Source organism: Propionigenium maris DSM 9537 (assembly GCF_027925155.1).
Taxonomy (GTDB): Bacteria; Fusobacteriota; Fusobacteriia; order Fusobacteriales; family Fusobacteriaceae; genus Propionigenium; species Propionigenium maris.
Genome location: NZ_BSDY01000053.1, coordinates 1,981 through 4,351 on the forward strand (window position 1 = coordinate 1,981; position 2,371 = coordinate 4,351).

Genomic DNA, 2,371 nt, shown 5'->3' on the forward strand with positions numbered 1-2,371 from the left:
AAAAAATCCTCCTTAAATTAAAAGCTTATAAAGTATATTCCATTATAAAATCTAGTCTGCAAACACTCATTAAAGTATTATGAATTACTTGACACCAAATGACAAAGTACAATGATAGTATGTTTGCAAAACAATTGATTTTATCAAATTATAATTTTTTAAAAAAAACAAAAGTGTTTCATGAGACAAAATTACACCTTATTTAAATCATTGATTAATTTCACTCTTAAAAACTATTAGAGCTACAACATATAATATAAAGCTTAAATAACACGAATAAATAAATTTTTTATCTGTTTTAGTCTCTTATAAACTCAAGACAACTTTTAAAATGTTTCTACCAAAACTAAACGAAGGACTATTCTGGCTATTAAAACATCCGTTACTTAAGTTGATATTCTTATGGGGGGGGGATAAAGATTTACTCTATCCCAAAAATCGAGGTAGTTAATCTATAGCTAAGATTGATTAACTGCTAAAATTATACTTCTTCTAAAAAACATCGGTGTCTTATATGGAATAAAAATACTTTATCAAAAAGATAGTTTCTTATCTTGAGAGCAAAAGAAAACCTTATAACAAATCTTTATACGAAAAATTTAAAAATAAAAAATACATTTATAATTACTTCTATCTATTGTGATTAAAAAGTTAGATAACATAACTTTCTAGTATACTTCTATGGGAACAGATTATAAAGATTGTGTGATGCTTGATGGACAAATAACCAAATTTATTCAAAGATTTCTTATCACAATAAAAGTAGCAGTTACTTAGTTTTATCTAAATAACTGCTATCGTCTAGAAGGTAATGGATTAATATCTAGTTTAAACTTAATTTGGGAAAGATCCCTATTATACTTCTTGCACTCTCACCCTTGTATTTTTTCCTATGCAACAACCGAAAACTCTTGTAAAAAAAGGATCACTTGTAACTTTTGGAGTCAAAGGGGAAGCGCTCCCCTCATTTGATATGCCATATTTCAAAGTTGTCTCCTTAATATTTTCATTCTCTGCAATTTTAAAATTTTTTATCATTTCTTCAGCATAATTTTGACTATACTCTGATTTAAAATCTTGGGCCCCTAACCTTACTAATTTACCTCTTGAACGGTGATAGTCTACAGCTTCGCCTCCTTCTAATTCAACTTCAAATAACCTTGATGCGCTAGGCTTTTCTCGATACAAACCATCTTTTATCTGATCAATAAATTTTAAGCTATCTTCCGGCGTACCTTCCTTAAAATTTATTGACTCGCTTTCAGTAATATTGACCCTCTTACGTTTTCTTCCTTCTCTTATCGGGTGCCAACCAATGTTACTTTCTACAGGATGAGTTTGAACTAAACGCCCCTTTGTAAAATATAGGGTAGGTTTACCCATGTTTGAAGAGGATTCTGTGTAACCTATATAACTCCCTGTTAACAGGGTTTTCACTTTTCCACCTGGATCCACAAAATTAATTGAGTTATTTCCTACATATACATATGGACTAAATCCTTGTCTTGCAGGATCAGGGCTGTTAAATCTTCCTGTTGCAGGATCATACTCTCTCGCCAGGTAGTTATACTCCCCTACCTCCTCATCCCACTCCTGTCCCGTATACCTGTACCTTATATCCTCTACATCCCCTGTTACTGTGGTCTCTCCAAAGTCGGAATAGTTGAGCTCCCCTACTTTTTGACCACCCTCGTCTGCCACAATCCTTGTTGAGCCTAGGTGGTCCTTCAGCAGGTAGTTTACTCTATTCTTCTCCACTACCCCTATTATTCCGCCATCATCGAATATGTTTATCCTAGTGTTTCCGGTTTCATCTATCTCTATCAATGGTAGTCTTCCTAATCCATGAATATATTTCATTTCTCCTCCTATTAAAAAAACCTTTCTACATCTACAAATCCAATTTCTTTTAAAGAACTTTTTGCTCGTGAACTCATAGGACGACTAATAACTTCAGTAGCTCCATTTTCAAAGCTCCAATTTATCATTTCGTTTCTTATCTGAGTTCCAACATTTCCTACAACATCTGCTTGCCTTTTTTCTCGAACTACAAGGGCATTAGGATCTCTTAAATTCAGGCTTAAGGTATACCCTTCACCCCGATCTAAGACCCCCACACCTAACAATGTATCACTTTCACTTCTTGCCACAAAATAATCATACTCCTCTACCACTAAAGAGAGCTCCATTAGGGTATAAATTTCATCCCAAGTTTTGGAAGCATGAGCATCGATTATGTCTTCATTTTTCGAAAAATCCTTCTCCCATTTTTTTAGGTCTTTCGAAAGCCTTTCCAATTCTTCTTTATTGGATTTATCATATTTTGAAATAACCATCTCTGCGTTGACACCTATAGCTGGATCTATATAAT

2 protein-coding genes are annotated in these 2,371 nt (G+C 33.3%); both read right to left on the minus strand.

All coding sequences use genetic code 11. The features are described 5' to 3' along the window. Positions 1–855 precede the first annotated feature (855 nt). Positions 856–1,860 (minus strand): RHS repeat domain-containing protein, encoded by a 1,005-nt coding sequence (locus QMG11_RS19915; RefSeq protein WP_281838203.1) that lies wholly within the window; start codon positions 1,858–1,860, stop codon positions 856–858. A gap of 11 nt (positions 1,861–1,871) precedes the next feature. Continuing rightward, positions 1,872–2,371 (minus strand): hypothetical protein (locus QMG11_RS19920; protein ID WP_281838205.1); only part of this gene is annotated, 500 nt, incomplete at its 5' end.